The sequence below is a fragment of the Nocardia sp. CA-135398 genome, from assembly GCF_050955845.1.
GTDB lineage: Bacteria > Actinomycetota > Actinomycetes > Mycobacteriales > Mycobacteriaceae > Nocardia.
Genome location: NZ_CP192084.1, coordinates 2,024,412 through 2,046,767, shown reverse-complemented (window position 1 = coordinate 2,046,767; position 22,356 = coordinate 2,024,412). Strand labels below are relative to the sequence as shown.

General features: G+C 65.3%; 19 protein-coding genes. 9 read left to right on the top strand and 10 right to left on the bottom strand.

All coding sequences use genetic code 11. The features are described from left to right. Positions 1-29: 29 nt before the first annotated feature. Both istA and ACQP1T_RS09175 read right to left on the bottom strand, forming a co-directional pair. A complete protein-coding gene (gene istA, locus ACQP1T_RS09180) occupies positions 30-1,271 on the bottom strand; it encodes an IS21 family transposase (RefSeq protein WP_433759514.1) in 1,242 nt (413 codons plus the stop codon). Between the two features lie 949 nt (positions 1,272-2,220). Then, positions 2,221-2,724, bottom strand: coding sequence for a nucleotidyltransferase domain-containing protein (locus tag ACQP1T_RS09175; protein WP_433759513.1), 504 nt, complete (start codon positions 2,722-2,724; stop codon positions 2,221-2,223). Positions 2,725-2,910: 186 nt separating this feature from the next. On the opposite strand from ACQP1T_RS09175, the gene ACQP1T_RS09170 reads away from it, so the two are divergent. Continuing rightward, positions 2,911-3,150, top strand: a complete 240-nt coding sequence (locus ACQP1T_RS09170; RefSeq protein WP_433759512.1) for a transposase — start codon at positions 2,911-2,913, stop codon at positions 3,148-3,150. Then, positions 3,141-3,782, top strand: a complete 642-nt coding sequence (locus ACQP1T_RS09165; protein WP_433759511.1) for an IS5 family transposase — start codon at positions 3,141-3,143, stop codon at positions 3,780-3,782. Before ACQP1T_RS09170 ends, ACQP1T_RS09165 begins: the two co-directional genes overlap by 10 nt. 210 nt (positions 3,783-3,992) lie before the next feature. Here ACQP1T_RS09165 and ACQP1T_RS09160 read toward each other — a convergent pair whose 3' ends face one another. The 3 genes from ACQP1T_RS09160 to ACQP1T_RS09150 all read right to left on the bottom strand — a co-directional run bounded on the left by ACQP1T_RS09160 (position 3,993) and on the right by ACQP1T_RS09150 (position 6,312). Beyond that, positions 3,993-4,157: a hypothetical protein gene (locus ACQP1T_RS09160; RefSeq protein WP_433759510.1), complete on the bottom strand. Its 165-nt coding sequence runs from the start codon at positions 4,155-4,157 to the stop codon at positions 3,993-3,995. Between the two features lie 98 nt (positions 4,158-4,255). Then, the gene (locus ACQP1T_RS09155; protein WP_433759509.1) at positions 4,256-5,944 is read right to left on the bottom strand and encodes a tetratricopeptide repeat protein; all 1,689 of its coding nucleotides are present in this window, start codon (positions 5,942-5,944) and stop codon (positions 4,256-4,258) included. A 137-nt stretch (positions 5,945-6,081) separates the two neighbouring features. Next, positions 6,082-6,312 (bottom strand): hypothetical protein, encoded by a 231-nt coding sequence (locus ACQP1T_RS09150; RefSeq protein ID WP_433759508.1) that lies wholly within the window; start codon positions 6,310-6,312, stop codon positions 6,082-6,084. Between the two features lie 197 nt (positions 6,313-6,509). On the opposite strand from ACQP1T_RS09150, the gene ACQP1T_RS09145 reads away from it, so the two are divergent. Then, positions 6,510-6,782: a hypothetical protein gene (locus ACQP1T_RS09145; protein ID WP_433759507.1), complete on the top strand. Its 273-nt coding sequence runs from the start codon at positions 6,510-6,512 to the stop codon at positions 6,780-6,782. A 501-nt stretch (positions 6,783-7,283) separates the two neighbouring features. Then, a complete protein-coding gene (locus ACQP1T_RS09140; RefSeq protein ID WP_433759506.1) occupies positions 7,284-7,535 on the top strand; it encodes a hypothetical protein in 252 nt (83 codons plus the stop codon). Between the two features lie 154 nt (positions 7,536-7,689). Here ACQP1T_RS09140 and ACQP1T_RS09135 read toward each other — a convergent pair whose 3' ends face one another. The 3 genes from ACQP1T_RS09135 to ACQP1T_RS09125 form a co-directional block, all read right to left on the bottom strand. Continuing rightward, a complete protein-coding gene (locus ACQP1T_RS09135; RefSeq protein WP_433759505.1) occupies positions 7,690-9,321 on the bottom strand; it encodes a class I adenylate-forming enzyme family protein in 1,632 nt (543 codons plus the stop codon). 70 nt (positions 9,322-9,391) lie between these two features. Then, positions 9,392-10,996: an MFS transporter gene (locus ACQP1T_RS09130; RefSeq protein ID WP_433759504.1), complete on the bottom strand. Its 1,605-nt coding sequence runs from the start codon at positions 10,994-10,996 to the stop codon at positions 9,392-9,394. 255 nt (positions 10,997-11,251) lie between these two features. Next, positions 11,252-12,073: an SDR family NAD(P)-dependent oxidoreductase gene (locus tag ACQP1T_RS09125; RefSeq protein WP_433759503.1), complete on the bottom strand. Its 822-nt coding sequence runs from the start codon at positions 12,071-12,073 to the stop codon at positions 11,252-11,254. A 228-nt stretch (positions 12,074-12,301) separates the two neighbouring features. Between ACQP1T_RS09125 and ACQP1T_RS09120 the strand changes: the two genes are divergently transcribed. Then, complete coding sequence (locus ACQP1T_RS09120) at positions 12,302-12,913, top strand: TetR family transcriptional regulator (protein ID WP_433759502.1); 612 nt, start codon at positions 12,302-12,304, stop codon at positions 12,911-12,913. Between the two features lie 558 nt (positions 12,914-13,471). On the opposite strand, the gene ACQP1T_RS09115 is transcribed toward ACQP1T_RS09120, so the two are convergent. Further along, a complete protein-coding gene (locus ACQP1T_RS09115; protein WP_433759501.1) occupies positions 13,472-14,485 on the bottom strand; it encodes an Lrp/AsnC family transcriptional regulator in 1,014 nt (337 codons plus the stop codon). 123 nt (positions 14,486-14,608) lie between these two features. On the opposite strand from ACQP1T_RS09115, the gene ACQP1T_RS09110 reads away from it, so the two are divergent. Genes ACQP1T_RS09110 through ACQP1T_RS09100 form a run of 3 tightly spaced genes read left to right on the top strand, consistent with a single transcriptional unit; the run spans position 14,609 to position 18,881 of the window. After that, on the top strand, positions 14,609-15,985 hold the full coding sequence (locus tag ACQP1T_RS09110) for an MFS transporter (protein WP_433759500.1): 1,377 nt from the start codon (positions 14,609-14,611) through the stop codon (positions 15,983-15,985). Beyond that, a complete protein-coding gene (locus ACQP1T_RS09105) occupies positions 15,985-17,508 on the top strand; it encodes an N-acyl-D-amino-acid deacylase family protein (protein WP_433759499.1) in 1,524 nt (507 codons plus the stop codon). The genes ACQP1T_RS09110 and ACQP1T_RS09105 overlap by 1 nt, the downstream gene beginning before the upstream one ends. After that, positions 17,505-18,881: an FAD-binding oxidoreductase gene (locus ACQP1T_RS09100; protein WP_433759498.1), complete on the top strand. Its 1,377-nt coding sequence runs from the start codon at positions 17,505-17,507 to the stop codon at positions 18,879-18,881. The genes ACQP1T_RS09105 and ACQP1T_RS09100 overlap by 4 nt, the downstream gene beginning before the upstream one ends. Positions 18,882-19,929: 1,048 nt before the next feature. Here ACQP1T_RS09100 and ACQP1T_RS09095 read toward each other — a convergent pair. Continuing rightward, positions 19,930-20,994: an Lrp/AsnC family transcriptional regulator gene (locus ACQP1T_RS09095; protein ID WP_433759497.1), complete on the bottom strand. Its 1,065-nt coding sequence runs from the start codon at positions 20,992-20,994 to the stop codon at positions 19,930-19,932. 80 nt (positions 20,995-21,074) lie between these two features. On the opposite strand from ACQP1T_RS09095, the gene ACQP1T_RS09090 reads away from it, so the two are divergent. Further along, the gene (locus ACQP1T_RS09090; protein WP_433759496.1) at positions 21,075-22,337 is read left to right on the top strand and encodes an amidohydrolase; all 1,263 of its coding nucleotides are present in this window, start codon (positions 21,075-21,077) and stop codon (positions 22,335-22,337) included. Positions 22,338-22,356: the final 19 nt, after the last annotated feature.

Here is a 22,356-nt window from a genome sequence, read left to right as displayed (position 1 = left end):
GTGAACCGTTCGTCGCGGTTTGGTGGCCATCAGGCGATTTCCTCGCTGCTGTTCGCCTCGTCGAGGTCGAACATGCGGTCGTAGTCGGAGAGGTTTCGGTGCTCGACGTCGGTGTCGATCGCGGGGACCGCGACCAGGCGCCGAGCGTTGCGCAGGTCCGCGGCCGCGGCCGCGTGGTCGGGATCGGTGAGGGTTTGGTGATCGGCCCAACAGCGTTGATGGCGAGCCAGTTCCGCGCCGGCCAACGTGATCACCACTTCGTCGAGATCGGCGCGGACCTCGACGCGGCGGCCGATCGCGGCCGGATGCACCGAGTAGTCGTTGGAGTCCAAACGGACGTAATGATCACGCGGGAGTCGGGTCGTGAACCGCCAGCCGACCACCGGATCCACCGGCGGCAGCTCGAGCATCGATCGCCGGTCGGCCTCCCAACGATCGACTGGACGACACTCCAATCGGCGATGATGTCGCTGGTTGGCCTTGATCAGCCAGTCGGCGAGCTGAACGTTGAAATCGCCTGGGCCGGTGAATATTCGGCCGGGCAGAAACGAGGTCTCCAAGTAACCGTTCGCCCGCTCCACGAGCCCTTTGGCTTCCGGGTCACGGGGACGGCACTGGACCACCTTGATGCCCAGCGATCCGCGAAAGGCGTTCATTGTCTCGGTCAGCTGCGGTTTGCCCCCGCGCCACTGGCCGACTGCGGATTCGTTGTCCCACACCAGCGTTCGTGGAACACGCCCCCAGTCAGAGATCAACGCCCAATGCCCGGCCAGCAGATCCGGGCTCTGACGCGTCGGGATCATCGTCGCTGCGATGATCCGCGAATAGCCCGACACCATCACCAGAACCGGTGGCCGACCGATATGACCGAACCCCAACGGAACGTCCACCGGCGGAAACCACAAGTCGCACTGCGCGAGCTCCCCGGGCTGATATTCAGTGCGTGACGCCGGATCCACCGGCTGGAACAACGGCCGCAACTGCTGCACCCGCTCGAAGAACACCGTCCTGCCGCGTTGCCAGCCAACACGTTCCATGATCACCGTCGTCGGCATGGCCGGGAACTCGCTCAGCAATGCACGGATCTGCGGCTCGAACTCATCCACTGCGGACCCGCCCGGTTTGCGCTGATACTGCGGCGGCGCATGCGAAGCCAGCGCCTTCTTGACCGTGTTCTTCGAGACCTTCATCTGCCGAGCGATGGCCCGGATCGCCATCCCCTCGGCACGATGCAACCGGCGAATCTCCGCCCAGTCCTCCACGTTCAGCACCTCATGATCGTTCACAGGTGGGTCAGAATTCACCCGGAATCAGAGGGTCAGTATTCAGCCGGACGCGACAGCTCGGACCCAAAGGTACGAATCGGTGCACGATTGGTGGAGCGGCCGGAACCGGTCAGCTCTGGATCCTGGAGCGAGAGTGTTTCTCCTGCAGCAAAATACGTACAAGGGTGTGGTCGCACATGGGCGCCTCACCGACGGTCGACCCAAACCTCGAGACGGCTGGCTCGCTGTCGATCTGTGGTGGGATGCCGTGGTCAGCACACCTGACCGGTTACCGCGTCAATCATTGATGAACACTGATCTGAACGGGCCATGGAAACAGGCGCGGTTCTCCGGAGCCCGGCTATCCCTGGACCAGACACATCTCCTCGAACGGCTATGGCAGCAGCACCTGCGCACACTAGGCCGGTGACAATCCACCGTTCGGCACGTCGACGACGCGCCCGAAGATGGCCACCGCCCAGACGATTCCGCCCTTTTGCATCGATCGGCGCACCGAACCGCTGCCTACTCAGTGCGTTCGGGTTCAGTAACTGTTCCCCAGCGGCGGTATCCGCCATGGACTCCTCAATGGCGGTAGCACCGCGGCGCATGCGGGTGCATCCGGCGGCCGGCATGAAAGACGCTCAGCCGCAGCCGATTACGGCAGAAACACGCCACCGCCAATATTGAAACCACCACAGCAATTACCTATATTAGATGTCATCGAACACATGGTTCAGGCAAATCTGCCGCACTGAGGGGTACGAGTCCCACCCTGCACTCGAAAACCTGACAGAACCGCCAACTTCCGCACTTCAAGGCTTGTAGCGAATTGCACTCGCCACCGACCCGCGACTCTGCAGACGCGTGAATGATCACGAGCAGCCGCTGGTGTCGGAGCCCTTCTCTCAGAGCGCGTTTGTGAGCGGGCTGGTATGGGTCTGGTTGCGAGTGTTCAGAGGTCGAAGGTGTTTCGGATGGCCTGGATGTCGGCGATCTGGTGTGTCGGCAGTTGGTAGCTCGAGTGCGCCGTTAGCTGCATGTGCGGTGAATAACATTGGACGTCGAGGCCGTCGATCGTTCCTGACCCCGACAGCGCTTCCGGGGTCAACTGTTGGTCCCCGTCCCAGAGTGGGGTCCCCGAGCCGTCGTCGTTGATGCGGGCGACATGGATATCGATCTCGCGACCGTCGTCGTCACGCAGGACGAACGCAGTGGGGCGGCCATCGTCCAGGGTGAGGTTCTCCTGCCATTCGTAAGCGAGGAGAAAGCCGCGTTCGCCGAGCACATCGAGGGCGATGTCCAACTCGGTGTCCATGAGCAGGAGGTCGAGATCCTTGTGCGTTCGAGTCTGCTGTCCGAGAAGGGCATCGATCCCCCAACCGCCTTGTACCCAGGCCCTGACCGAGTGCGCGCGCAGCAGTTCGAGTATCCCGCGGGAGTCGGGTGCGTTCATCATCCGATCATTTCACCGGGCAACGGCGGCGCTGTCACATCATTTGCCCTGGAACACTGCGCGAGACGACATCACGTTGTCGACGTATCGTGCGGCAATCCGCCGCGTCCAGCGTGTGACCGCCGGGAGATAGGTGAACTCCTGGTAGAGCAGTGATTGCTGAGATCGATTGCTGCACCAGGAGTTCGCTTGTCATCGTCGCCTATCGCCGTGTGCCCGTCGTGCCCGACCCACGGTGACGGCCCGGCCCATCGGTGCGGGGTGTACCCGTCCTCGTCGTTGACCGCCGCCGAGTGGGTGATCGTGGAGGGCCTGTTGCCGCTGCCCGGCAACCGGGCAGGCAAGGGTGGCAGGCACGAAAAGTATTGCCGCCGTGTGATTGTCGATGCGATCTTCTATGTGGTCCGAGGTGGTATCGCGTGGCGGTAGCTGCCCCGGGACTCCCGCCCGCGATGACTGTGTACACCATCTTCCGGCGCTGGTCGGCGGCCGGAGCGTGGCACCGCGCGCACGATGCCCTACGCGACCGGGTCCGAGTCCGCGCCGGACGCGCACCGCAGCCGACCGCGGCGATCATCGACTCCCAGTCGATCCAGGGCAGCGACACCGTGCCCGCGGCCAGCCGAGGCTACGACGCCAGGAAGAAGACCAACGGGCGCAAACGTCACATCGCCGTCGACAGCCTCGGGCTGCTGCTGGCCGTCGTGGTCACCGTCGCCTCCATCCAGGACCGCGACGGCGCAGCGCGTCTGCTGGCCGCGATGCCGGCGAAGTTCTCCACCGTCACCCTGATCTGGGCGGACGGCGGCTACACCGGACGTCTGGTCGTGTGGGCGAAACATGTTCTGGCACTGACTGTTCAGATCGTGAAGCGGTGCGACGATGCCAGCGGGTTCACCGTCCTGCCGCGTCGCTGGGTCGTCGAACGCAGCTACGCCTGGATCACCAAACACCGCCGCTGCGTCCGCGACTACGAGACCAGACCCGACCACCACGAAGCCATGGTCCTGCTCGCGATGATCTTCACCATGACCCTCCGTCTCGCCAGAGACGGCGAGTAACCCCACCGCTCACAAACACGCTCTCAGTGGCCGTTAGCCAACTGCTCATTTTCGGTGCATGTCCAGGCGGCGGGACATGAGCATGACCATGGAGATATGGCTTCGTGGTGTTCGGGTAGCCGTTCGTAGTCGCGGACACAGCGGCGTGGAATCACCTCTGGCGGGGGTCGCGACGGTGGTGACCGTCGGGTACTCGACCGTCACGCTCACCTACTGCGCGACTACCCCGGCACCATCGGCATCAAGACCGGATCCACCGACGCCGCCGGAGCCTGCTTGCTCTTCGAGACCGTCCGCGCGGGCATCCCGCTGATCGGCGTGGTCCGCACAGCTCACCGGCAGCGGCCTGGCCGCGACGGAGGACGCCGAACGCATGCCGCACTGGGCCTACGATCCGATTATGGCGGTGCTGCCGATCGGCCTAGCGCCCTTGGGGTTTTGACTCGACGGCACCGGTGTGGCGACCCTTTCTACTACTGTTTCGTAGGGCGTGCTTCGGCTCGCTGCGCGAGCGCCAACATTTCTCGCGTGACGGCGGTGTACCGGTGGTCTGCACCGAAGACGCGGACACGGTCCGCCAGGGCGCGGGTGAGGGTGGTGATCGCGGCGTCGTGGTGACCGGCCGAGTGGTAGGCGCTGCCGAGCAGGTGTCTGGTCGACAGCGCGCCCGGGTGGTCCGGGCCGAGTACCCGTTCTCGCTCGTCCACTGTGCGTGCGGCCAGGGCGATCGCCTCGTCGTGGTGGCCGGCGGCGTCGAGGGCGGACGCCAGGTTGTGGGAGGAGGCGAGGGTGTCGGGGTGTTCTGGACCCAGGATGTGGCCGCGTCCGGCAAGTGCAAGTTTGTGTTGTTCGATCGAGTCGGTGTAGCGGCCCAGTGCGTTGTAGGCGGCGCCCAGGTTGTCGTGGGTGAGCAGTGTCATCGGATCGTGCGGGCCGACAACGCGCTTGCGCACAGCGAGGATTCGTTCGCAGGCGTCGGCGCAGCGGTCGTGTTGTTTGAGCTTTCCGTAGATCGCGGCCAGATTGTGCAGGGTCAGCAAGGTATCGGGGTGGTCCGATCCCAGGGTGTCCATGCGTATGGTGAGGACGCGTTCGTGCAGGTCGATCGCTTCCGGAATGCGATCGGTCTTCTGGTAGGCGTGGGCGAGGTTGTTGCAGACGACGAGGGTGTCGTTGTGGCGTGGGCCGTATTTCCGCTCGTGGTGTGCGAGTAGGTGTTCGCACTGGTCGGCGGCCTTGTCGAACTGCTCGAATTTGGCGGAGTAGAGGTGGGACAGGATACGGCGTACCGGAATGGTGTCGTCATGACCGGGGCCGCGTAGCCGCTCGTGAGCGGCCAGGACCTGTTCGAACAGCGGCAACGCGTGCTCCGGATTACCGGAATGCCATGAACTCCAGGCGAGTTGGAACCTCGCTTCGATAGTGTCGTCGTGGTCGAGGCCCAATTCTCGCTCGCAGACGACCAGATCGTAGGCGAGCAGAGGAATCTCCGAGGCGTAACGATTGGTGCCACGATACAGGGCGGCCAATCCCTTTCTGGCATGGACTGTCTCGGGGTGATCCTTACCGTGGACGCGCTCGGCGGAGTCGAGAATGCGCTCCAGCAGCGGGATCGCCAGTTCGTCACGGCTGTTTTCCACGTAGTACGACATCAACCGGTAGCGAAGGTCGACGGCGACCGCATCGTCGAGGTCGATGATGCGCTCCCGATCCCGAAGTACCTGTCCCAAAACGACAATCGCCTCCAACACCCGGTCGGGAAGGCTGAGCAGCGCCAATGCCAGATGCTCACGTGCTTCCAGGGTCAGGCGACTGTCGATGCCTCGAACCCGCTCGTTGTCGGCCAGGCTGCGTTCGAGCAGCCCGACCGCATCATCGTGTCGGCCGCGCCGATGCATATCGACCGCGACAGCGGTGCACACATCGATCGTCTTCTCATCGTCAGCGGCATAGAGCGTTACGCAGTCGGCGATCAACCCCTCGAAGTCCGGCGCATCGACGTACTCCGCCGAGTCCAGCAAGACCGCCATGGCCCGAGGGTGCCGTGAACCGAGCTCTTGCTCGACGGTGTGCAACGAATACTCGTGGAGCCGAATCGAATCGTCGTGCCAACCCGCGAGTTGATATAGGAGATGATCGTGTTCGCCGGTGGAGATCGACATCTCGAAACTGTATCCGTCGCTGCGGAAGTCGTATTCCCACCAGAAGTTACCGCGCCGGGCGGCAGCGCGGGGCGCGAACGCCGACGAGGATCACTCCGAGCGGGTACAGATCCGCCTCGCCCAGGCCGCCACCCTCGCTACTCGCGATCGCCATCCTCGCCCAACATCAGCACGCCCTCGCCGAAGCGCTGCGCACCGACCCGACACCGTTGCCGCCCACCCATCCCGGTATCGACCACGACCTCGCCACGCACGCCACCCAACTGCGCGAGCAACTGCATGCCCTCGAGGACCTCGAACTCACCACCGAACTGGCGGCCGACCCGCTGCGCGCCCTCGACGACCGCCCCTCTCAGGGTTACCGACACCGCCTGCGCCGCGGTCGATCCCGGACAACCGGTGGGCCGACTACAACACCATCACCAGCATCGCCCGCGCCCTCGCCGGAAACTTCTGGGCCACCATCGAATCCATCAACCCCAACCCAAGGACGCTCCAGATCGACCAAGCCACCTCCCGGAACACCGACCGAGCAATCGCTGAAAATACGGCTCAGACTACGCCGGTGACACCGAACGCGACCCGCAGCGTGCACACGCCGTCGCACACTGCAGTCGATGCCCGCCAGGACTTTTCCGATCTGGCGGAGCGCTTGTGCGCACGCGATCCCGCACGACGCCGCGATCCCGAACTGGTCACCCAAGCCCTGGTACACCATCACCTCGATGGCTGGAACCCGACCCGTATCGCCAACGAACTGAACAAAAGCCGGTCCACCATCAGCCGAATACTCAGCGACGCAGCGACCTTCAGCACCCCCCAAAAAAACAATCGATGAACCACCGTCACGAGCGACCATCGGACGAAAGTTCCCACCCCTCATGCCTGCAAATGAATTCCTAGCTGAGAAACCCATGGAGTTGGGACGACCTCGCACCTCTACGGCTGGCACCCCCGGGCGCATTGCGGCAAGCCCAGTTACGGATTCTGGCTCTGGTACCCGCATCCAACGAATCGGTGCTCACACGAGACAACTGGTTGGTCACTGGATGAGCGCCGGAGGAGCAGCAGCTCGTTTATCAGGAGACAGTGATCATCATCGCGGGTGCACGTTTCGGTCTCGGCGGCACCGGATCAATGGCGGCGACCACACCGCGGACTCTCGCTTCTGCTGTTCCATGCAACGCCGACCAGCGCTTGGTCTGCGGCCTCCGTGGCATGCCGGACATTTCTGCCCAACCAGCTGACATTCCTCCACTCGCGCAACCGGATTCGACGCGAACTATCACACCGACCGAACCGGTTTTGGTTGCACATACCCGTTAGGAGATGAAATCCGATGTCGGACAATGTTGAATACAACGCCGCACTCGATCCCGTCGACACGGATCGACGAGCTGAGCAGGTGGCAGACAACCAGGCGCTCGGCGCACAAGGGGAAGAACTGGCGGCCCGATTCCTGCAGGTCAGCTCTAGCGGCGTCAACGACAAACTCGCCCAGATCGACGCCACGCTCCAGCGAACCACGGCAGCGACCGAACTCGGCATCCCCGGATTCGGTGCCATCTCGGGAAGGGCTTGTGCCCCATGAGAATTAAGTTCATAGAAGCCTGTCCGATCTGCTCTCGTGAGATGAGCAATGGGGCTGTGTTGGATGCGAGGCAGCTACTCAGAAGCTCGTGGCTGCGGCTGGGCGGTGCGGAGTCTCTGGCGTTGCTGTGCGCCGGTCGGGACAATGGCGGTAGCTACACGGCCACATCGCGGCGGAGAACCTTGCCGGTAGCGTTGCGCGGCAACGGCGTCTGAGTGAACCGCCATACTGCCGGGACTTTGAAGTAGGCCAGCCGCTGGGCCAGAAAGGCGCGCAGCTCGTCCTGGGTGACCGCGTTCGGTTCGGTGACGACCACTGCGCCGACGGCCTGGCCCAGATCCGGGTCGGCAACCCCGATCACGCTGCATTCCCGGACCGCCGGATGCTCTTCGAGCACCAATTCGATCTCGCTGGGGTAAATGTTCTCGCCGCCGCGCAGTATTAGATCGCTGCGCCGCCCAGTCAGCCGCAACCTGCCGTTGGTCCTGGTGCCGATATCGCCGGTGCGCAACCAGCGGCCCTGGTCGAGCGTAGCTGCGGTTGCCGCCTCGTCGCGCCAGTATCCGAGCATGACATAGGGGCTGCGGACGCAGATTTCACCTTCGGTGCCATCCGGTACCGGCTGCCCGGCCTCGTCTCTGATCTCGACGTCCACTCCGATAATGGGCATGCCGAGGGTGCCGGGGAACTCGATCAGCTCCGGCGTGGTGGCCACTGCCACTGCGGTGCTGCACTCGGTCAGTCCGTAACTGTCCGCAAGCGCGCGGGCTGCGGCCGGAATGTGGCGGCGCAGTTCCTCTTGCAGCGCAGCCGATGACGGCGCGGACGCGAGGGCGAATCCGGTCAGCGAGGACAGATCGTAGTCGGACAGGTCCTCGGCCAGCAGCCGCTGGGCCATGGTGGGCACGGCGCCCCAGTGCGTGACCCGTTCGCGTTCAATCAACCGCAGCACTCGGTCGGCCCGGAAGGACCCGTCATAGAGCACCACCGCGCTACCGGTGGCCAGTCGGGGCACCACGAGGTTGTGCAGACTGGCGATGTGGAATAGCGGCGATGTGAGCAGGTAGCGGCGCGAGCTGGGTCCGACGCCCGCCTGCGCCGGGTCGACCCCGGTGAACAGGTCGGAGAGGGTGTCACCGAACCGGTGATAGTCGATGACCGCCAGCAGGTTCCGGTGCGAGTGCACGACGCCCTTGGGTAGCCCGCTGGTGCCGCTGGTGTAAAGCACCACCGCGGGGTCGTCCTCGGCCACCTCGGCGGGTCTCGCGGTGCGACCAGCATACTCGGCCAGCAGTGCGGGCACGTCGTGCTCCATGGTAAGTACCGGCAGGCTCAGGCCGAGTTCGGCCACGCGGGCCGCGCGGCGCTCGTCCGAGATGAGCACTGCGGGCTCGGTGTGCCCGATGCCATAGTTGATCTCGGTGGGCATCCACCAGGCGTTGTAGCCCACCGCTATCGCGCCGAGGCTCTGCGCGGCCCAGAAGACGATCACCCACTCGGGAGTGTTGGCGGCAAGGATTCCAATCCGGTCGCCCGCTGTGATGCCATACCTTTCCTGCAGTGCCGCGGCCAGTGCCTGCGCGGCGGCGGCATGCTCGGCGAAGGTGATCCGGCGCTCGGTCGTGATCAGATAGTCGCGTTCGCCGAATTCGGCGGATGCAGTGAGGGTGTCGCCCAGGCTGCGACCACGATGCCGCATCACCGGAATGGGCACGCCGAGCACTGGTTCCACGGTCATCTCGAATCGGCCGCCGGGGCCGGTCAAATGGGTGATCGGTGAGCTCATTCGTTTCTCCAAACGGCAATCAGGGCAACAGCACTGGGCGGCGGCTGTACGGGGCGCGGGCCCTGTGGGTTCAGTGGGCGGTTCCGCCGGTAGCCGGGGTGCGGCCATGGCGCATCACCAAGGTCAGCACCAGGGCGACCGCCGCCCCGGCGGCGGCGAACCAGAAGCCGAGGGTGTAGCCGTGGTCGGCGAAGACCGACGGGACCGGGACGGTTTGTTTGGTGCCCATGACCTCGACGGTGGCGTTGATCGGGTTGGCGTTGAGGAACGCTGTGGCGATGGCGAGGCCGATGGCGGTGCCCATGCTGCCGACGACGCCGAGCATGCCGACGCTGATGCCTTGCTGTTCTTGGGGGACGGCTTCGACGATGAGGATGGGGGTGGTGGCGAAGTACATGCCGATTCCCGCGCCGAAGATGATTCCGACGACCAGGTAGGTGGGCACGCTGTAGGGGGCGAGGGCGTAGGTGATGCCGCTTGCGACGAAGATGATCAGGGCGGCGACGAGTGGGAGTCGGGCGCCGATTTTACGGGTGAACGCGCCTGCGAGTGCGCCGAAGATCATGGCGGCCAGTGAGCTGGCCACGGCGATGTGCCAGGCGTATTGGAGCAGAGTGAATCCGCTGCCGTAGTGGAATTCGGGGTCGAGCGTGACGTGGATGATCGACTCGGGCAGGGGGTGTCCGGTCATTTTGATGATTTCGGCTTGGGTATGTTCGACGATGGTCGCCTTGATGCCTGCGGCGCTGGGTGTCTGGGTCATGTAGCCCATGGCGTAGGGCTGGATGCCGATGATGAACGCGCCGAACAGCCCCAGGATCAGCACCAATCCGACGCGGGGTTGGAACAGAAGCTTCATATCCATGATCGGTGTGGGGACGAGATTCTCGACCACCACGAAGGCGACCAGGAGGGCGAGCCCGCCGATGAGCCAAGCGAGTGTGGTGATCCGGCCCCAGCCCCAGTCTTGGCCTTTGTCGAGGTAGATCAGGGTGAGCGTCACCCCGGCCGCCAGCAGCGCGGCGCCGATGAAGTCGATCGACTGGTTTACCCGCAGGGGGGACTCCGGAACAACGAACAGCACGAACGGGGTCATCAGCAGCATGAAGCCGCCGAGGAACCAGAAAATCGCGTGGTAGCTGTAGTTTTCCAGCAACCAGCCGCCGACGAGGGGTGCGAGCAGTGAGGAGAAGCCGAGGCCGGTCGCCGTGACGCCGAGGCCCAGCGGTACGTACTTGCGCGGCATCAGGTCTCTGATCAGGCCGTACGCGACGACCTGGGTGGCGATCGCGATGGCTTGCAGCGCGCGGCCGAACAGGAACAGCGCCCAGTTGTCGGTCACCGCGTCGATGATGCAGCCGACGAGGAAGAACAGGCCGCAGAGCAGGAACATCCGTTTTTTGCCCCAGATGTCGCTGATCTTGCCGATCAGCGGCGACGCGGCCGCACCGACGAGGCCGAACACGATCATGGCCCAGGTGATGTTGGCGCCTTCTCGGGGAAACGACGGAGCGATTTTCTGTAATGCCGCGGCAACCATCGTGTACTGCAACGGCGCGACCTCGGTGAACAGGACGATGACCGCCAGCACCGTGAAGATTCGCAGGCGCGACGCGCCGTCGAGCCTGCCGGTGTCGACCTCGTCGACCGACGCTGGGGTGAATGTTGTGGACATGTGACGCAACCTTCTGAGATAAGTAGAACTTGTTATAGATATTCGGAGATGGCGGGGCGGCAGGAAATCCGGCGTGATCGAACGTCGCTACGTCCCCAGGTGAATCGAAATGGCGCGTTGGGTGGTGTTTCGCGGTGAGCGGTCCGAATGGCCCGTGCGCCGTGATGTCCCGCGCGTGACCGGGGTTTCGGTGTTGGCGATGCGGTCGCCGTCCGGTCTCGAATTGCGCAGCGCAGGTGCGGTTTCAGGTTGTGTTCACGTCGTGCTGTGGTCGCGGCGGATACCATTGGGGGCGAGGGCTTTTCGCAGCAGGGGATCGAGCAGACTGTCAGGCAGTCGGTGCATCAGCGCCCGGCGCGGGTCTGGGCGTACGGAGTAGCGTCGCCGCGGCTTCGCCGCGGTGGCGGCTTCCCATACGGCTTCTGCGAGGATCTGCGGGTTGTGCGCTCGGCTTTGCTCCTTGACCGCCATGTCACCTACTTTTCCGATCAACGCCGCGAAACAGGCGGAGTTGGCGCGCGCCTTGTCGAAGGCGGAGCGGATGCCGTCGACCATGTTGGTGGCGAAGGGGCCTGGCTGGATGGTGCTGACCGGAATATCGAGGAACATCAGCTCGCGCCGCAGCGCATCGGTGTAGGCCTCGATGGCGTGTTTGGTCATGGCGTAGGGCCCGTTGAGCATGAGAGCTTTCTGCCACCCGGTTTCGGAGCTGATGGTGATCACGCGCCCGCCACCTCGTTGGATCAGCGGGAACGCGCCTTTCACGGTGCGGTAGGTGCCGAGCACGTTGACCTCGAACAGTCGTCGCATGTCGGACTCCTCGACTTCCACGAGCGGGCCGACCAGCATGATCCCGGCGAAGGTCACCACCGCCTGCAGGCCGTCGGGCGCGTGCTCTCGGGCCTGCTCCAGCGCGGCCGTCACCGAGTCGACGTCGGTGACGTCGAGTTCCAGCGCGATCGTGTCGCCGGTGACGGATCGGGGCGGCTGGAGATCGGCGGCGAGCACACGCCATCCTCGGCGCGCGAACAGCTCAGCCGTCGCCGCGCCGAGGCCGCCTGCCGCGCCGGTGATCAAGACTGTCTTCGTGGTCATGGACAGGTACCTGTTCCTGTCGGGGAGATGGTGACCGGGGCAATGTCGCCTGCGCAGACGCACCTTCGGGTCGAGTCCGCCCTCGACGTCTCCGGAGCGCCCATCCAGCTAGTGTGCCGGTTTGCGTCACCGATGCCAGTTTGTGCCATGGGCGCCAGTTTGTGCCAAAGTGCTAATGTGTGTCAAGACACATTTTGGGGAGGTTCTTTGATGGGACTCGCGAGTCGCGACTGGGCGGAACGGCGGCGCGACGAAACGCGGATGAGTATCGCCGCCAGCGCGGGGCGATTGTTTGTTGAACGTGGGTTCGACGGAACGACGGTCGAGGACATCGCCCGGGATGCCGGAATCTCGGTCCGAACCTTCTATCGGCACTGCGACACCAAGGAGGACGCGCTGACGCCCATACTCACATCCGGTGTCCGCAACTTCGTCTCCGACATACGGGATCGACCCGAGGAAGAGCCGGTCGAGACGTCGGTTCACGCAGCTTTCGTCGCAGGCTTCCGGCGCAACAGCCTCGCAGACATAGTCCCAGGCAGAGACCTCTTCGTTATCCTCTCGTCGGTGCCAGGGATGCGCAACAGATGGATGGCCGCGGCTCTAGCCGTGACGGACGAACTGCGCCCGGTAATTGCCGGGCGGACAGGGCTCGACCCGAATGGGTTGGAGGCACGGCTGCTGTCGCACACGTTGATCGGAGCCCTGACGGTGACGCTCGAGTATTGGGCGAGCCGCAGTGCCGAAGAGTCGTCAGATCGCGTTGACCTCGTGAAGCTGGCTGCATCGGCGCTCTCGATCATTCGCTTCGATCGTGGGTAACACCGGTTGCGGGGTCGCCTTTCCCAGCGGCGAACTCCATTCGCCGCTGGGGTCGTCAGGTTGTGCGGGCACGGCCCGCCGCTCACGAACGTGCTGCGACCCAGCCGACCGACCACGTCGCTGATGCTTTCACGATTTGGGCATGGAGGTGGGCGTTCGTCACCCGGGTGAGCCCGATAGAGTCCACTCTCGACGAGGCGGATGCCGCGGTTCGTCAGTAGTGCCGATGACCTCCGAGCACAAGGCCGAGTTCAGTCGGCAACTAGTCACCACGAACGCGACCACCGACCCGTGCCTGGTCGGCTGGGTGGTCAAACGGAACAGCCGCCGGAGAATCCGAGGAGACCGATTGTGATCGACATCGAGAAATACGGTCGGGACTGCTGCCCGGCATTGCAGCTAGTCCAGAGCTAATCCTCGTCGACGGCGACCAACTGGCCGACATCGACCTCATCGCCGAATCGGTGAAGAGCTTTCCACGTCGTCATGATCGAAGGCCTGATCCAAAAGAACGCCTTGCGTCCGTCGAGGGGCGCTCGGTGACGTGGAGCCATGCGATCAGTCGACGCCGAGCGGCACCGCGCCCACGGCGCACCCTCGCGAATCGAGCAGGCGGCCCATTCGTTTGACATGGCGCAGGGCCAGGGTGACGTCGAGAAGCTCCAAGCCGGGGACCTTGTCGGTCAGTGACGCCTCCAAACGGTGAATGTCCGCGGCGGAGCGCAGCCACACCGCGAGCTGCAGGTTGGCTCGCCCTCCGGTGACCGTGGAGCAGAGTCGGGTTTCGGGCAGTTGAGCGAGGTGTTTGGCCACTCGCTCGAGGTCGGCTGGCGGGACCCTGCACCACAGCGTGGCGCTGACCGGCCATCCGGATGCCTGCTGGGCGATTTCGCAGCGCATGACGAAGCGGCCGGTGCCGAGCAGGGTGCTCAGTCTGCGGCGAGCGGTCGAGGTACTGATGCCGACCTGCGCGCCGAGTTCGGCGTACCCGGCGCGGGCATCGAACTCCAGTGCGGCGAACAGGGCTTGATCGACGGCGCTGAGCGGACCGCTCGGTCGTGGTTCCGCCGTCGGCAACGTCGACGAGAGCCGTTGCAGCTGATCGGTGTTCAGCGTCCGCAACCGCCACCGGCTGCCCTCGGTGTGGAAGGCGGTCACTACGGTGGTACGGCAATCCCGCACGCCGGGGATGGCGCCCAGTGTTCCGAGCACATAGGACGAGAGCGCCGCCAGATCGCGGACGAAGACGGTGAGCAGCAGATCGCCACCGCCCGTAACGTGCTCGATGGTCGCGACCCTGCGGTCCGCGCACAGTACCTCGGCCACCGCGCCGGCGTGACCGCCGCAGCGCACGCCGACACTCGCGCAGACGGCGTCCCAAAGCCATGGGGCACCGGGATACACCGAGATCCACGCCAATCCCTCGGCGGAGAGCCGTTCCCAGCGTCGGGCCGCCGTGGCCGGGTCGATTCCGATCACATTGCCGATCAGCGTCCACGGCGCACGGGCGTTGAGTTGGAGCGAATTGATCAATTGCAGCTCAATCTCATCCAGAATGACCGAATCCAGCACTGGAGCTCCTTGTTATGAACAATCAGGCCATCCATGAAGCCTTGTTCGGATTCAAGGATAGCGTTCCCGAAAATTTCCGACCGACACGCCACGGCAACTGCCGAGACCTCTAGGAGCGGACTCATGCTGGACACTCGCAGCAGCGATGCGCCGCCGATCCCCGGATCTTCCGGCGGGCTGCGGCGACGCGAACTCTGCGCGGCCTCTATCGGGGCCGTCGTCGAATCTTTCGACTGGAGTCTGTACGCGGTGTTCACGGTGTTCTTCACCGCCGACCTCTTCGGCTCCGATTCGCCTGGGGCGACCGTTGTCGCGTACGGCGGTTTCGCCGTCGGGTTCCTCGCACGGCCGTTGGGCAGCATGGTGTTCGGGCGGATCAGCGATCGGCGCGGGCGGCGCTTCAACCTGATGCTGTGCATGTCGATCATCTCCGCGGCCAGTCTTGCCATCGCGGCATTGCCGACGGCCGCGACTATCGGGATCTGGTCCGCGGTGGCGATGGTGGCCCTGCGGATCGTGCAGGGGCTCGCCTATGGCGGGGAAGGGCCGACTGTCGCCGCCTATGTCGCCGAAACCGCTCCGCGCTGGCATAGGTTCCTCTTCAGCGCCATCTCCTATGGTGGCATCATGGTCGGCTCGCTGCTGGTCTTCGCCTCCGCCGCGGTACTGAAGGCCACCATCGGCGCTGACGCGCTGCGGGCGGGCGGCTGGCGATGGGGTTTCGTCGCCGGCGGGCTGCTGGGGCTGCTCGCCTTGTGGATCAGGGCCTTCGCCCCCGAGAGTGAGGAGTTCGAGCGGGCGCACTCAGCTGAGGCGCCGCGGGACAAGGTATCGCTCCGGTCCCTGGGTGGCCATTCGATCGCGCTGATGTCGATCTTCCTCATCAGTCTCGGCGGCACCATCACGTACTACTTCTCCCTGGTCTACCTGCCGAAGCTCGCAGGGGGAGCGAGTGCTTCGCAGGCCGCGGACGCGACGTCGTTCATGGCCGTGGTGGTTGCCGTGGTGCTCGTGGCGATGCTCGTGGTGGGAGCGCTCGCCGACCGGATCGGTCTCGTCCCGATCATGCGAATCACCTTCGGGTACAACGCGATCGTCGTGTTGCCGGTGAGCTTTGGCCTGCTGCACGGGCGTATTCCCTTCGAAATCGCCTCGGTGGTCCTGGGATTGGGCAGCGCCGGCTTCGCGGCACTGGGCAGCGTGCTGTTCGCGCTGCTGCTACCCGTCCGGATGCGTGCGCTGGCGGCCGGTGTGGTCACGATGGCCACCACTGCCGCGTTCGGCGGCACTTTCCCCATGATCGCCGAACTCCTGCGAGGGGCGGGCCTGCGCGACGCCATCCCGGTCTACGTCTTCGTCGCGGCGCTAGCGCCGCTGGTCGGCAGTTTCACCGTCACCAAAGTTCCGCTGTTCGCAAAGACTTTCAGCAAGCAGTCCGCCCATGTGGAACAAGGCGCAGGACGACCCCTCCAATCGCCCTCCGCACAAAGGACAGTGTGATGCCCCAGTACGACCTCGTGATCACGGGCGGTGAAGTGGTCGACGGCCGCGGAACGCCGCGCCGACATGCTGATATCGCGATCAGCGGCGACCGGATCGTCGAAGTGGGCCCGGGCCCCTATGCCGCGACTCGGATGGTCGACGCGACCGGTTCGATCGTCGCGCCGGGTTTCATCGACTTGCACTCCCACGCCGACTTCTCCGTGCTCGGTCACCCTGCGGCCGAGACTCAGCTCGCGCAAGGGGTGACCACCCTGCTGACCGGAAACTGCGGTCAGTCGCCGTTCCCGGCCGCCTACACCCCGGAAGGTTTCGGCCAGGCCGTGCTCGACGTGGCTCCCGCCGTGAACCTCGGACTCCAACTCGGGCACAACGGATTACGAACCGCCGTGATCGGCGACGACGATCGCCGCCCCACTGCCGATGAACTCGACACCATGTGCGCGATGATCAAGACGGCGGCCGACCGGCCCGGCGTCGTCGGCTTCTCGACCGGGCTGATCTACATGCCGGGGCTGTTCGCCGACGAACACGAGCTCACCACATTGGCGGCCGCAGCCGCACAGGCCGGACTGCTGTACTCCTCGCACATTCGCAACGAATCCGATCATTTGGAGGCGGCGGTGCGCGAGGCGATCGACACCGCCGAGCACGCCGGTGCCCGATTGGAAATCTCCCACCTCAAGGCCATGGGGCCCGAGAACTGGGGTGCCACCGAACGAGCGTTGGAGTTGATCGACGCCGCGCGCGCACGCGGTGTCGATGTGGCCGCCGATGTCTACCCGTACACGGCGTCCAGCACCGATCTCTCGTCCCGGCTACCCGGGTGGGCCGTCGACGGCGGCAGGGACGCCCTGGTCGCCCGATTGCGAGACCCGAACCAGCGGGACCGCATCGCCACCGAACTGCGCGGGCGATTCGGGCACGATATCGACCCCGACGGGGTCGTTATAGTCGATCTCTGCGGACAGTTCGAACGGTACATCGGCTGCTCGCTCACCGAGATCGGGAGAGATCGTGGCACCGATGCAGCCGAGGCGGCGCTGGCGGTGCTGGAGGCCAACGGCGGGGGTGCGGCGATCGTGAACCACGCGATGAGCGAAGACGACGTGCGGGCGGTGCTGGCGCATCCGGTGGTGTCGGTCGCCAGCGACGGATGGACGCTGACACCGCACGGCTCCGGGTTGCCCCACCCCCGTAGCTTCGGCACCTTCGCCCGGGTACTGGGCCGCTACGTGCGCGAGGAGGCGGTACTGACGCTGGAGGAGGCGATCCGGAAAATGACCTCGTTGCCAGCTTCGCGGCTGGGGGTAATCGAGCGTGGCAGTCTCACACCGGGCAAGCTGGCCGATGTGGTGGTGTTCGACCCCGGCGCCATCGAGGACGCCTCGACGTATCTCGAGCCGTGGCAGTTGGCTCGCGGAATGCGCACTGTGCTGGTCAACGGCCGGGCCGCAGTGCTCGACGGCCGATTCACCGGCGAGCGCGCGGGCCGACTGCTCTCGAAGGAAGCCTCACGATGACCACGAGCGTGCACACGCGACTACTCGACGAGCTGTCCGAGATCGTCGGGCCCCCAAACGTATTGACCGATCCGGAGCTGATCGCCGGTCACGTCACCGACTGGACCGGCCGCTGGAGTGGGCATACGAGCGCGGTAGTGCGCCCCGCCTCCACTGCCGAAGTCGCGGGGGTACTCACCGCGTGCGCCCGGTGGGGGGTCGCGGTGGTTCCCCAGGGCGGCAACACCGGTCTGGTCGGCGGTTCGATTCCGATGGACGGCGAGATCGTATTGAGCTTGCGCCGGCTTTCCACGATCGAGGAGGTGGATCCGGTCGCCCGAACGCTCGCGGCGGGGGCCGGGGTGACGGTCGCGCAGGCGCAGCGCGCCGCCCGCGAGGTCGGCCTGGATTTCGGGATCGATCTGGCCTCGCGTGACACCGCGACCCTCGGCGGGATCCTCGCGACCAACGCCGGGGGAATTCGGATGATCAAATACGGCAACACTCGCCGACAACTACTCGGCGTCGAAGCGGTGCTGTCCGACGGCCAGGTCCTGACCCGCTGGAAGAAGCTGGTCAAAGACAATGTCGGCTACGACATTCCGGGCCTGCTGGCCGGATCGGAGGGGACTCTGGCCGTCGTGACCCGTGTGATGATGAAACTGATCGTTCCCGCTCCGATCCGCCACGTCGCGCTCGTCGGAGTGGCGAGCGTGGACCATGCCCTGTCGGTGGTGGCGGCGTTCGAGCGCGCCGGGCTGACGATCGAGGCCGCGGAGTTCATGACCGACGCCGGGGTGGATCTGATCGTCGGCGCCGACGCGCTGCGCGCACCGCTCTCGGTCCCGGCCCCCTTCTTTCTGCTCGCCGAGGTGTCCGGCGTCGGCGACGCCGAGGCGACGCTGCTGGACACGCTAGCCGAAATGTCTCCGGCGGTTCTCGATGCGATCGTGGAACCCGCACCCGCCCAGAAGCTTTGGCGATATCGGGAGGCGCACACCGAAGTCGCGGCGAAGGTGTCGACGACACCGCCGATCAAGCTCGACCTGGCCGCCCCGCTGCCCGCGGTGGGCCTGTTCCTCGACGAGCTCGGCACGACGCTCGCGCAACGCTATCCGGCGGTGCGCGCTGTCTGCTTCGGTCATATCGGTGACGGCAATGTGCACGTCAATCTCATCGACGTGCCGTACGAGCTGGAACGCGCCATCACCGAGACCGTGCTGCGGCTGGTCACGGGCTACGGCGGAAGCATCAGCGCAGAACACGGAATAGGCAGACTCAAGGTCGAATGGATCGACCTGTCGCGCACATCGCACGACATAGAGCTGATGCGCGCAATCCGCCGCACCCTCGACCCCGATATCCGGCTCAACCCCGCCATCCTGCCGAAGTAAACCGCGCTGCAGATCGCAGTGCGTCTGGTTCTGGCGGCGTGCTCGATTAACGGCGCCAACAGTCCTCGAGCACTGAGATCCCGCTCATCTCTGGGTCAGCACATGCTACGACCACGAGGTCATCATCGGCACCAAGCTCCAACGCATCAGTAATCAGCTAGCAGTGCCCTGCACCTCCTGAATTCACGGCTCACGGGCTGATCCGCACACCACTGATCACGACGAGTGCGGGTGGGGGCTCCGGAGACGCTCGAGAGCAGGCGTCTCTCTATCGAGATCACCCACGCGGGGGGCCGGTTCCGGCCGGTCAGCGGATAGTTGCCGGAGCCGGGGTTCATAGGTTGGTTTCCAGACCTTCCCACGGATTGGAGACCGCATGGACAACGCCGAACAGCAACTCATCGGCAATTTGTCCGAGCGCATTCGCACCGCACACCGGTGACGAAGGACCCCAGGCCGCGGAGGTCGTGCAGCGGCTCATCGGCTCCCAGCCCGACGCCCTGTACGTGCTGACGCAGGCCGTGCTCCTGCAGTTCGCCCGGTCACCAGCTGTCGCTGTCGAATCCGCTGAACCCGCTCGGCTCGTGCGTGCCGCCCGCTCCTTGCGAGTCCGAGGAGGCTGCGGGGGGAGTTGTGTCCGCCGGGCCCGGCTCGGAAGCTCAATGAGGAATGATGATGATGACCAAGAAGATTCTGCTGCTCGCCACCGGATTGGCCACGGCCACAACCGCGCGGTTGACCGCACGAAACTATTCACTTCTACCCTCATTGAATACCCATGCAGCGCAATGGACTTCGCACCGCAGGTACAAATCGCGCCCTCGAGCAGTGACATCGGGCCTCGATTCGCAGCGAGCATAGGTCTGCTCCCGAAGGGAGCAACATCCATCGACCTGCCGGAACTATCGGCCGATCGGGGGTCGCCGACCGGCGAAGCCACGCCAGCCGTGCGCAGCTTCTGCCAGTCGACCGGCCCACATCCGTTCGGCGCCACCGGTGTCTTCACTCGGCGAAGTCACTCATGCCTACGGCCGAGCTGGCCGCCCGGTCAGATGTAGATGTCGAGGGGTACGTGGCCGATCGCGACGCCGGTACGAGGATCCAGAAGTCGGCCGACGCGCTTGAGGCTGGCCAGTTCGAAAACGCGGTCGATGATGGTGATATCCGAGAAGCGTTGGAGGAGGCGGTATTCCAGCGCAACGATATCGCGCGGCGCACGCAGCCAAGCGATGATCATGGCGTTCGCCTCGTCGTCGACGGTCACCGTGCACAGGCGGACCTCCGGCCAATCGGCCAATGCCGTGCCGAGATCGTCGAGGCGGGTCGCCGGCACTCGTACTCGCAGGTTGACGGCAAACGGCCAGCCTGCCACCGACCTCGCGAAATCACAGCGGAACAGAAGCCACCCGGATCTGGTCATCTCTGCGATGCGGCGGCGCACGGTCGCATCGCTGACGCCGACGATCTCGGCGAGCTCGACCGCGCTGCGGCGTGCGTCCGCGCCCAGCGCGCGCACCAGCTCCACATCGCCACTGCGCCGCCGGGCCGAGGTAGGCGCGTGATCGTCGCTGTCGCGAAGTACGGCCAGCTGCTGGGGATCCAGCGACATCGGACGCCAGTGACTGCCGTCGAAGTACGAGTACACGACGACGGTACTGCGCACCTCTTCGACGCCCGGCAGCCCGGGCAGCCACCGCGTCGCGAAATCATGTAACGCATCTGTCGACGCGGCGGCCACCGTGAGAAGGAAATCGAAACGGCCGCTGAGGCATTCGACCGAGAGCACGCACGGCGACGCGCAGAACCGTTCACCCAGTGCGGTGCCAGTATCGGGCCGACAGCGCACGCGCAGGTAACCGATGGTTGCAAGATCTGGGGCGTAGGCAGTCATCCAGGCGAGGCCGGATGCGGTGAGCTGCTGCCAGCGGCGCGCGACCGTGGTGGCGTCCTGTCCGAGGGACGCGCCGATCAAAGCCCACGAGGCGCGGGGATTGATCTGCAAGGCATTGATCAAATCGAGATCCCGTTCGCCGAACAGCGTCCTGCTGTCGAAATCGCGCATCCCACTGTTAATGCTGCCGATATCCGGCGATTCCGAGGTGCTGTCAGCCATAGGTTCCATTGTGTCAGCAATGTCCGGATTTCATCACCGGCGCCACTCCCCATCACTACCGAAATATGAAGGAACGCCCTATGACCGCATCCACCACTCCGCACGAACTACTGCACAACGAGTTCACCGCACCCGCGCCCGTCGATGAGCATTGGCAGCGGACGTACCGATATCTGCATGCGCACCCTGAACTCACGGGCGAGGAGTTCGAGACCGCGCGGCTGGTCGCGAGAGAACTGCGCGCAATGCACGGCTGGGAGGTCACCGAGGGTGTCGGCGGGACCGGAGTGGTCGGCGTGCTGCAGGGCGGGCCCGGGCCGGTGATCTGGCTGCGCGCCGACATGGACGCGCTCCCGGTGCAGGAGCAGACCGGTCTCGAATACGCCTCGCGCACCGCCGGGGTCATGCACGCCTGCGGGCACGATATGCATGTCACGGCGCTGCTGGCCGCGTGCGCACAGCTGGCCGCCGAGACCGTGGCGGGCACTGTGGTGGCGATCTTCCAGCCCGCCGAGGAGGGCGGCGACGGTGCGCGCCACATGCTCGACGACGGTCTGCTGGAACGGTTCCCGCGCCCGCGCATCGTGCTCGGCCAGCACGTGAATCCGCTGCCCGCAGGCCTGATCGTGAGCAAGGGCGGACCGGTCATGGCGGCCTCCGACACGATCCGCGTGACGATGAAGGGCGTAGGCGGCCATGGCTCCAGCCCGCATCTGTCGGTGGACCCGCTGACCATGGCGGCATCGCTGCTGCTGCGGTTGCAGTCCCTGACCGCCCGGCAGGCGGCCCGGCCCGGATCGCCGGTGCTGAATGTCGGTGCGCTGCACGGCGGTACCCGCTCGAACGTCATTCCCGATGCCGCCGAGATGCTGATGACGCTGCGGACCTTCTCCGGCAGCTCGCGCGCACTCATGCTCGAGGGCATCGAGCGGCTCGCCGCGGCCGAGGCGGCCGCGGCCGGAGCGCCCGAGGCTCCACTGATCGAGGTCGCGCACGGGTACCCGGTGACGGTCAACACCCCTGCCGACACCGCCCGGGTGCTGGCCGGTTTCGCCGCGCACGGCATGCCCACGATCACGATGGGGCATCCACAAACGGGCAGTGAGGATTTCGGGAGGTTCGCCACGGCCGCGGGCTGTCCCTCGGTGTTCTGGTTCATCGGCGCGTACCCGCTCGACCGCTACACCGAGGAGGGCCTGGCGCTGATGACGAACGACCACCAGCTACCGCCCGGCCTGCCCGTCAATCATTCGCCGCTTTTTGCGCCGGATCCGGAACAGACCCTGCCTACCGCCGTCCAGGCGATGGTCATCGCGGCCCGGGCCGAGCTCGCGGCTGAATGACCGAAATCCCTTGTGCACC

Excerpts from the sequence above, each read along its gene's own strand:
- ACQP1T_RS09140 (WP_433759506.1), top strand. The coding sequence starts at position 7,284 with ATGTCGGACAATGTTGAATACAACGCCGCACTCGATCCCGTCGACACG.
- ACQP1T_RS09160 (WP_433759510.1), bottom strand. The coding sequence starts at position 4,157 with ATGCGTTCGGCGTCCTCCGTCGCGGCCAGGCCGCTGCCGGTGAGCTGT.
- ACQP1T_RS09100 (WP_433759498.1), top strand. The coding sequence starts at position 17,505 with ATGACCACGAGCGTGCACACGCGACTACTCGACGAGCTGTCCGAGATC.
- ACQP1T_RS09155 (WP_433759509.1), bottom strand. The coding sequence starts at position 5,944 with ATGTCGATCTCCACCGGCGAACACGATCATCTCCTATATCAACTCGCG.
- ACQP1T_RS09110 (WP_433759500.1), top strand. The coding sequence starts at position 14,609 with ATGCTGGACACTCGCAGCAGCGATGCGCCGCCGATCCCCGGATCTTCC.
- ACQP1T_RS09130 (WP_433759504.1), bottom strand. The coding sequence starts at position 10,996 with ATGTCCACAACATTCACCCCAGCGTCGGTCGACGAGGTCGACACCGGC.
- ACQP1T_RS09095 (WP_433759497.1), bottom strand. The coding sequence starts at position 20,994 with ATGGCTGACAGCACCTCGGAATCGCCGGATATCGGCAGCATTAACAGT.
- ACQP1T_RS09120 (WP_433759502.1), top strand. The coding sequence starts at position 12,302 with ATGGGACTCGCGAGTCGCGACTGGGCGGAACGGCGGCGCGACGAAACG.
- ACQP1T_RS09105 (WP_433759499.1), top strand. The coding sequence starts at position 15,985 with ATGCCCCAGTACGACCTCGTGATCACGGGCGGTGAAGTGGTCGACGGC.
- ACQP1T_RS09090 (WP_433759496.1), top strand. The coding sequence starts at position 21,075 with ATGACCGCATCCACCACTCCGCACGAACTACTGCACAACGAGTTCACC.
- ACQP1T_RS09135 (WP_433759505.1), bottom strand. The coding sequence starts at position 9,321 with ATGAGCTCACCGATCACCCATTTGACCGGCCCCGGCGGCCGATTCGAG.
- ACQP1T_RS09175 (WP_433759513.1), bottom strand. The coding sequence starts at position 2,724 with ATGATGAACGCACCCGACTCCCGCGGGATACTCGAACTGCTGCGCGCG.